At 69.4% G+C, this 8,219-nt stretch carries 6 protein-coding genes, 1 tRNA gene and 1 pseudogene; 2 read left to right on the top strand and 6 right to left on the bottom strand.

Annotated features, from left to right (window positions below):
* From MT490_RS14740 to MT490_RS14725, 4 genes and pseudogenes are all read right to left on the bottom strand, one after another.
* A pseudogene (locus MT490_RS14740) lies at positions 1 to 313 on the bottom strand (DNA polymerase III subunit delta'); the annotation flags it as partial.
* A 102-nt stretch (positions 314 to 415) separates the two neighbouring features.
* A complete protein-coding gene (locus MT490_RS14735; protein WP_297389234.1) occupies positions 416 to 1,576 on the bottom strand; it encodes a D-alanyl-D-alanine carboxypeptidase family protein in 1,161 nt (386 codons plus the stop codon).
* A gap of 24 nt (positions 1,577 to 1,600) precedes the next feature.
* Positions 1,601 to 2,539: an SPOR domain-containing protein gene (locus MT490_RS14730; RefSeq protein ID WP_297389232.1), complete on the bottom strand. Its 939-nt coding sequence runs from the start codon at positions 2,537 to 2,539 to the stop codon at positions 1,601 to 1,603.
* Entirely contained in the window at positions 2,523 to 3,551 is a 1,029-nt protein-coding gene (locus MT490_RS14725) for a lytic murein transglycosylase (protein WP_297389237.1), read from the bottom strand. The genes MT490_RS14730 and MT490_RS14725 overlap by 17 nt, the downstream gene beginning before the upstream one ends.
* 124 nt (positions 3,552 to 3,675) lie before the next feature.
* On the opposite strand from MT490_RS14725, the gene MT490_RS14720 reads away from it, so the two are divergent.
* Both MT490_RS14720 and MT490_RS14715 read left to right on the top strand, forming a co-directional pair.
* Positions 3,676 to 3,765 (top strand) — tRNA-Ser (locus tag MT490_RS14720).
* A 92-nt stretch (positions 3,766 to 3,857) separates the two neighbouring features.
* Positions 3,858 to 4,394, top strand: coding sequence for a dihydrofolate reductase family protein (locus MT490_RS14715; RefSeq protein ID WP_297389229.1), 537 nt, complete (start codon positions 3,858 to 3,860; stop codon positions 4,392 to 4,394).
* Between the two features lie 27 nt (positions 4,395 to 4,421).
* Here MT490_RS14715 and MT490_RS14710 read toward each other — a convergent pair whose 3' ends face one another.
* Both MT490_RS14710 and MT490_RS14705 read right to left on the bottom strand, forming a co-directional pair.
* Positions 4,422 to 4,772, bottom strand: coding sequence for a hypothetical protein (locus tag MT490_RS14710; protein ID WP_297389226.1), 351 nt, complete (start codon positions 4,770 to 4,772; stop codon positions 4,422 to 4,424).
* A gap of 209 nt (positions 4,773 to 4,981) precedes the next feature.
* Positions 4,982 to 8,219: autotransporter outer membrane beta-barrel domain-containing protein (locus tag MT490_RS14705; RefSeq protein ID WP_297389224.1), on the bottom strand; the 3,238-nt coding region annotated here is incomplete at its 5' end.

The raw sequence follows: 8,219 nt of genomic DNA, 5'->3' as shown, positions 1-8,219 counted from the left end.
GCGCGATGGTGATCGATCGCGCGAGCGCCTCGTCGGGTTTGGCGGCGTCTTTGGGCAGCCGCACCAGCTCGCGATAATCGGGATGCGCGCCCGCGGCGATCAGATGCGCGGTCTGGGTGGTCTCGGGCACGTCCCAGCCCGGGCTGAGTTTCTGGGGCTCCGCCGCCTCGGCGAGCATCCGCGCGGCCGCCGCCCGGGCAAACGCCCCCTTCCCCACCCCCTCGGGCCCCGCGATCAACCAGGCATGGTGGAGCACGCCGCTGGCTATGGCGGCAGCGAGCGCGTCGCGGGCGGATTCGTTGCCGAGGAGCATGAGCGTTTTAGACACCAATCGTCCTCCCGGCGAAAGCCGGGATCTCAGGCCGCGAGCGAGCGGCGCGTGGCACGAGGCCCCGGCTTTCGCCGGGGTGACGGCTCAGGCGAAGAACGAAGTCAGCCCCAACCACACGCGGCGAAAGAAGCCCGCCTCGCCGACATCGGCTTCCGCCACCACCGGCAACGTCTGCGTCGGCATGCCCGGGGTCTCGACGATCAGGTCGGCGATATGCTGCCCCGCCTTGATCGGTGCCTTGACCGGGCCGAGATAGACCAGCTTGCCGGTCATCTTGGGCGAAGTGCCCGCGGGGATCGTTGCATTGAGATCGCGCGGCGCGACAACGCCGACGCTGCCCGATCCGCCGCCCTGCACCTCGACCTCGCCGATGCGCTTGCCCTTCGACGCGATCGGTTGCGGGCTCCATGCGCGGAAGCCCCACTGCATGAAGCGCACCGATTCCTCGGCGCGGCCGCCATAGCTGTCGAGCCCCGCCACGACCATCACCAGACGGCGTCCGTTCTGCTCGGCCGAGCCGGTGAAGCCGTATCCCGCTTCCTCGGTATGCCCGGTCTTGAGCCCGTCGGCGCCCGCCACGCGGCCGAGCAAGGGATCGCGATTGCCCTGGGTGATTGCCTCGCCGGCGCCCAGGGTCTTGCCCCAGGTGTAGGACGTCCGCGAATAGAATTGCTTGTAGAGCTGCGGGTGGTCCTGAATCGTCGCCTTGGCGAGATGCGCGAGATCGCGCGCGGTGACGAAGGTCCGCCCCTCGTCGGGCCAGCCGTTCGAGGTGCCGAACTGGCTGTTGGTGAGGCCGAGCTTCTTCGCCTGCTGGTTCATCAGGTTGACGAAAGCTTCCTCGGTCCCCGCGATCTTCTCGGCCAGCACGACGCAGGCATCGTTGCCCGAAAGCGTGACGATGCCGTTGAGCAGGTCCTCGACCCGCGGATTCTCGCCGACCGCGAGGAACATGGTCGATCCCTGCGAGTGCCACTTCTTCCACGTCTCGGGACGGACCTCGGCGGTGTCGCTGAGCTTGAGCTTACCCTGCTTGATCAGGTCGAACGCGACATAGACCGTCATCATCTTCGCCATCGAAGCCGGCGGGATGCGCCGATCGGCGTCCTTGGCATAGAGCACCGCGCCCGACGACAGGTCCTCCAGATAGGCGATCGGCGCGGGCGTATCGAAGGGCGGCGTCTGCGCGGTGGTGGGATATGCGACGGCCAGCGCCAGGATCGAGGCGGCGATCAGCTTGTTCATGATAATCGGGTTCCCACGCGGTACTTAGTTGACGGCGAGTACGCGCGCGTCCCCATAACCCGCGCGTGCGGCCCCGCCCCGCGCAGCCTCCGCCTCCCGCCGTGTCGCGAACGGGCCGAGCTGCACGCGATGGAGCCCTCCGCCCTGCTTTACGAACCCGCCCATCCTCTGTGCAAGCGCTTGCGCGTTGCGGGCGTTAGAAAGTGCGGCGATTTGCACGTAGAAACCCGCCCCCGTGGCCGGTCGCACCGCGCGCGGCGGCGGCGTGGGGCGCGGTGGACGGGCCGCGGGCGTGGCACGCACCGGCGCGGGAGCGGGCCGCTCGGCCGCCACCGCCGCCGCGAACGCCACCGTCGCCGGCGTGCCGAGATGCTTGCGCAGCGCATTGAGCAGCACCGGCGGCGTGTCGGGCCGCGCCGGTGCCGGGCGTCCCGAGCGGAGCGCGAGCATGTCGCCCGGTGCCGCCGCCACGCGCCGCACGCGCACCGGCAGCTGCCCGCTTTCGGCATGGCCGAGCTCGCGGGCGGCGCCCACCGAGAGGGTGATCGGCTTTGCGGCGTTCGGATCGGTTGCAGTGACCAGCGCCACGATCGTCCGGCCATTCTCCAGCGACGTCACTTCGACCAGCGTATCGGCCGGCAGCCCCGCGTGCACCGCGGTGACGCCCGCGCCGATTTCGTTGATCGCGGCATAGCCGATCTCGTCATAGCGCTGCTCGCCGGGCGTGTGCTGCGAGGATCCGCGGGGGCCCTGCATCCCGGAGGTCGGGTCAGCCTCCGTCGCATAATCGATCCGCGGCGCGGCCTGGGGCTGCGCACGCGCTGGTGCGGTGCCGGGAACCGGATAGCTGGCGCCCGGCGCCGTCTGTCCGCCCGATCCCGATGCGGCATAAGCAAGGGCTCGCTCCCCGCCGAACCCGGCGAGGAGGAGAAGAGCGGCGATTGCGCTAGCGTTCGACTTCATCGGCGAGCAGGCCTACCGACAAAGCGTAAAAATTCGAGCAATTATAGTCGAGGATCACGCGATAATTGCCCGTGAGCAGATAGGCGGTCCTTCCGGGGCCGTCTGGCTCGAGCAGGGTCGCCTGGACATTGTCGGCCGGCCAGCCGCGCCCCTGCGGCACCAGCCCGAGCGCGCGCCACTCGGCCATCGTCTTCCAGCGGCTGTGGCGCTCATGGACGCGCGGGCAGCGCGGCGCGGTGGTGCGCCCGGCAACCGCCGCGCGGTTGAACCCCTCGGGCACGCGCACCGCGAAGCCCCAGGGTTGTCCCGGCCGCCAGCCGGCATTGACGAAGTAGTTGGCGATCGAGGCGAGCGTGTCCGCCTCGCTGCTCCATATGTCGGCGAGCCCGTCGCCATCGCCGTCCACCGCGAGCCGCAGATAGACGCTCGGCAGGAATTGCGGCCCGCCGAACGCGCCCGCCCAGCTCCCCACCAGCTTGGAGCGCGGGACGCCGCGATCGATCATCTTCAGCGTCGCGATGAATTCGCTCGCGAACAGATCGCGCCGGCGCCCCTCATAGGCAAGGCTGGCGAGCGCGCGTGGCAGGTCGAACCCGCCCATCACCCGGCCGTAATTGGTCTCGTGCCCCCAGATCGCCACCATGATCGATTCGGGCACGCCGGTCTCGCGCTCGATCCGCGCGAGCCGGGGGCGCTGACGCTGATAGGCGGCGCGGCCCTGCCCGATCCGCGCCGCGTCGACATGGCGCGCGCGATAGGGTTCGAAGGGAGAGATCGGCGCGTTGGGCCGGGTCTCGGGCTGCTGCCGGTCGAGCTCGACGACGCGGGCATTATAGGTGAGCGTCGGGATCACCATGTCGACGGTGCGCCGCGTCACGCCCTGGGCCAGCGCCTGGCGCGCGAGCGTCTGGAGATAGGCCTGGAAGCCGCTCTCATCCTGCGCGACCGCCGGCGCCGCCGCCGGGCTCGCCACAATCACCGCCACGGCCAGAGCCGCCGCCTTCCCTAGCATCGCACGCAAACCGAACATTCCGATGGTGTGCCACAGCCCGAGGCGGGCATGAAGCCCCCCGCGACGATGATCGATCAAGATTTTGTGGCGTACTGCCGCGCGGCGCGATAGCGGGGGCGGCAGCGGAGAGGTGGCCGAGTGGTTTAAGGCAGCGGTCTTGAAAACCGCCGTGGGTGCAAGCCCACCGTGGGTTCGAATCCCACCCTCTCCGCCATCGCGTCACCGTGCCTCCTGTTCAAACGCCCCGGCCGATTGCATGGTGCAATCGGAAACGCGCGGACGCGCGGCGCGGGAAAGGAAGTGGCGATGGCCAGGCTCGTGTTCGGAATGAACCAGTCCCTCGACGGCTATGTCGACCATGACCATATGGCCTTCGCGCCGGATCCCAAGCTCTTCGGCCATTTCATCGAGGAAGCGCGGAGCCAGACGGGCAGCATCTATGGCCGCAAGATGTACGAGCTCATGCGCTACTGGGACGACGATCAGCCCGAATGGAGCACGGCGGAGCACGCCTTCGCGGCGGCGTGGCGGAGCCAGCCCAAATGGGTCGTCTCGCGCACGCTGAAGTCGGTCGGTCCCAACGCCACGCTGATCGGCGAGGATATCGCGGGCGCGATCCGTGCGCTGAAGGCCGAGTGCGACGGAGAGATCGAAGTCGCCGGCCCGGATCTGGTGCGGAGCCTCACCGAGCTCGGCCTCGTCGACGAATATCGCATCTATTTGCACCCGGCGGTGCTGGGCCACGGCACACCCTATTTCGCCGCGCCCCGGTCGCGGCTCCGCCTGATGTCGCACGATCGGATCGGCGAGGACGTGCTCAGATTGACATACGTCCCCGCCTGATCGCGGCCGGGCCGGATGGAGGTCGGGTCAGCAGCCCCCTTCCACCGGCTTCGCCGCTTCCTTCGCCGCCGCAGCCTCGCCCAGCGACGCCGCGGTGCCGATCGCCGCGTTGGCGAGCGCGCCGCCCTTGCCCAGCCCGCCCATGCCGGCGAGGTTGGTCAGCCCCGAAGAGCGCGCCGCCTTGAACAGCCCACCAAGCCCGAGGCCCTTTTTCTTCTTCTTTTTCGGTGCCTGGCAGGGGTCGATGGCTGCCGCGTCGGCGGGCTGGGTCACCTGCTGGTCCGCAACGGGTGCATCCTGCGCGACGGCGGGCAGCGCCGCGACGCAGGCCAGCGACAGCCCCAGCAGCAAGGCATGGCGGGATGAACTTTTCGGCATGATCTTTCTCCAACATGATGGACACGAGCGTTCGCCGAAGCCGTAAGTCGGCGAGCCGAGGCCGACGACGCCGATGCGACCTGCTCCGCCGACGCGGCGACGACCGCGACGGACGCCGCTCCCTGCGCGACCGGCCTGACCTCAGTGGCACGGCCCGGACGGATCCGGGCCGTGCCACCGGCGACCCCTCGGGGCTCGAGGGGCAGACATCAGAAGCGGAAGCTGAGTCCCCCCATCACGCTGTTGCGCTTGGTACCGGCGAACTCGCCGGTATAGCCGGCCTGCAGCCGCACCCCCTGGCTCAGATCGATGCCGAGGCCGAGCGCGACGCGCATCGCGGTGCCTTCGCGCTCGATCCCGAGGACGGAGATCTTGCTGTCGGCGCCGGTGTACTGGCCGGTGACCGGCACCCGCGCGTCGCCCATCCGCTGGCGAACGCCGATCTGGGCATAAGGCGTGAGCTTCGCACCGCCGAGGTCGAAGCTGCCGTTCGCGGCGACTCCCGCCTCGCCGAACCAGCCGTTGCGATGCCCCTTGTCGACCGACAGGCTGAAATCGCTGAGCCCCTGCTCGGTCGCCGCGCCGCGGCTGTTGCGGACATAGGAGACGCCCAATTTGGGGGCGATCGTCCAGGCGCCGAAGCGGAGCTGATAGTCGACGCCGAGATCGGCGATCCAGCTGGTCAGGTCGTACTTCGCCTTGCCGATGCCCGCATGCGCGAGGATGTCGCGCTTCGTCTCGGCCTTGCCGCCGTTGAACGCCACGAGCCCGTGCAGCCCGAGGCCGCCGAGGCGCGTATCGCCGAACACGCCGCCTGCCAGTGCGTCGAGCTCGGTCTTCGCGCCGAGCCACTCGATCCGCTGCTGGCTGTCGAGTCCGCCGACGAACGCGCCGACCTGCGTGCCCCCGCCCAGCCCGTAGCCGAGCCCGGCGAAGAAGCCGCGATTGGTGACGCGCGATGCCGAGGCGCCACTGCGCCCGTTTGTCGCCTCGACGTCGGCGCGTCCGGCGAGGAACTGGCCGAAAGTGTAGAGCCCTTCGCCCTCCCCCCTTGTCGCGGTCGCGCCGTGCACACCGTCGACGAGCAGCAGGCTGTTTTCCTCGGCGAGCTGGATCGCCGAGCCATAGGGCTCGGGCGTCAGCTGTGCGAAGGCCTGCTGGCTGATCGCGCCCTGCGCGTCGACGAGCACCGGCAGTGCCGCGGTGAAGGCCTGCACGCCATAGCCGTCGCGCAGCACTTCGTTCGCATAGTCGATGCTCGCGCTGATATTGGTCGGGTAGTTCCCGTTCAGGAACTCGCTCTGGATCTGCAGCCGGTTGCCGTTCTGGACGACGAAGCCGAAAATGTCGTTCGACTTGTTGATCGTCGTGAAGCGGCCGGTGATCCCGCCCTGCGCCACCACAAGGTCTAGCCGGTTGCCCGGCGTCCCGTGGAGCACGCCGGTGATGTCCATCGTCGCGCCGTTGGCGATGGCCAGCGTGCCCGAGATGTTGAGCAGGTCGCTCGCGCTCGGCGAGACCTCGAGCAGGAGGTTCGATCCCGGCTGGAAGTTGACATTGCCGTTGACCGTCATCGTCCCCGGCGAGGCGCCCGGGGAGAGCGTGCCCATGACGAGGATGTCGGCGTTGACCCGGCCCGCCGAGCCGAAGGTCGCGCCGCGCGCCACCTCGATCGGGCTGGTCGCACTGATCACGCTGCCCGCCTGGCCGATCAGGCGCCCGCCCGCGACGTTGATCGCCGCATAGCTGCCCGAGCCGGTGAGCGAGACTACGCCGCCCTCGACATTGAGTGCCTCGAAGCCCGTCCACGCGCCCGCGTCGAACGCCGTCGGCGCCGTGGCGGTGCCGCTGGTGTTGAAGGTCAGCGTGTCGATGCCGTCGCCGCCCGTGCGCGTGCCGGTGATCGCCCCCGCGCCGGTGACGGTGAGATAGTCGTCGCCGCCTCCGAGGTCGAGATTGCCCTCGATCCGTCCGGCGACGCGGACGCTCTCGCGTGCCGCGCCGCCTGTGACGTTGGCGGTCAGCGTGTTGCCGGCGGCCACGGTGAAGATGCCGCCGTCGAGCCCGACGCCGTTCGCGAAGCCCGCATTGCGGTCGACGCGCAGTTCGCCTGCCCCCGAAGCCTCGAGCCGCTCGAACCCGATCGCGTCGACCGAACTCAGCACGCGCGTGGTCCCCGCCGCCTGGACCAGCGCGAGCACGTCATTGCCCGCGCCGCCGTCGACATGACCGACGACCGATGCCCCCGAGTTCAGGGTGAAGCGGTTGTCGGCGCTGTCGAAGACGAGACCCTCATTGAGGCCGAGCGTCGTGCCCGCGCCCAGTTCGAGGTTGCCGCCGTTCACGGCCACGCTCTCGAAGCTGTGGGCTCCCCCGGCCAGTACCAGCGTGCCTGCGCCTTCGGACACGAGATCCTCGAACGAGAGGATCTGCGACGCGACGACGGTGCGGCTCTGGGCTCCGCCCGACTGGACACGCAGCAGGTCGTGCCCGTTGCCGCCGTCGACCGTGCCCGCAAAGGTCGCGCCCGCGGCGATGACCAGCTCGTTGTCGGTGCCGCCGCTGTAGTTGACGCGCTGGTCGGACCCGAGATCGCCGGTCAGTGTCAGCACCGCGCTGCCGGTGATGTTGGCGATCTCGAAGCCGAACATGCCGTTGATCGACGAATCGCCGGTGAGCGTCAGGTTGAGCGCGTCGATACCCTCGCCGCCGTCGAGCGCGCCCTGCAGCAGCCCGGACAACTGCATCGACAGGCTGTCGTTGCCGCCGCCCAGCGAAACCCCACCGGTGAGCACGCCGTCGATCGTGACCGCTTGGGCACTGGCATCGCCGATCACATTGGCGACGCTGCCGTTGGTTCCCGACAGGACGAGGTTGGCGCCCTCGAGGATCTCGAGATTCTGGTAGGTCTGCCCCTGATCGAGATTCACTGTCAGCGTGCCCGGGCCGTAGACCCCGAACGAGTTGAAGTTGACCACCGAGCCCGGAATATTGCCCAGCGCGCCCTCGAGGCGGAACACGAAGGTATTGTCGCCCGCGCCGCCGTCGATCGCGCCGGTGACGACCCCGCCCGCCTGCGCGACGTAACGATCGTTGCCGTCGCCCAGACGGACGTCGCCGGTGATCGTCCCCGCATTGGTAACGACGTCGTCGCCGCCGCCGAGCGTTACGCTCCCGGCCAGCGCGCCGCCGGCGCTGACGGTCAGCCGGTCCGCCATGGCCCCGCCGTCGACCGGCGCGGTGAGCGTCGTACCGACGGCAATGCTCAGATGCCCGCCCTCGATCGAGACGCTCTGATAGCTGGCGTTCCGATCGATATTGAGCGTGCCGGCGCCCGATGCCGCGAGCAGCTCGAAGCCGTTGATCGTCCCCAGGCCGCTCAGGCTGCGCGTCTGGCCCTGGCCCAGATTGAACGCCAGCGTATCGGTGCCGTCGCCGCCGTCGACC

Source organism: Sphingomonas sp. (assembly GCF_026460985.1).
GTDB lineage: Bacteria > Pseudomonadota > Alphaproteobacteria > Sphingomonadales > Sphingomonadaceae > Sphingomonas.
This window is presented reverse-complemented; position numbering and strand designations above follow the sequence as displayed.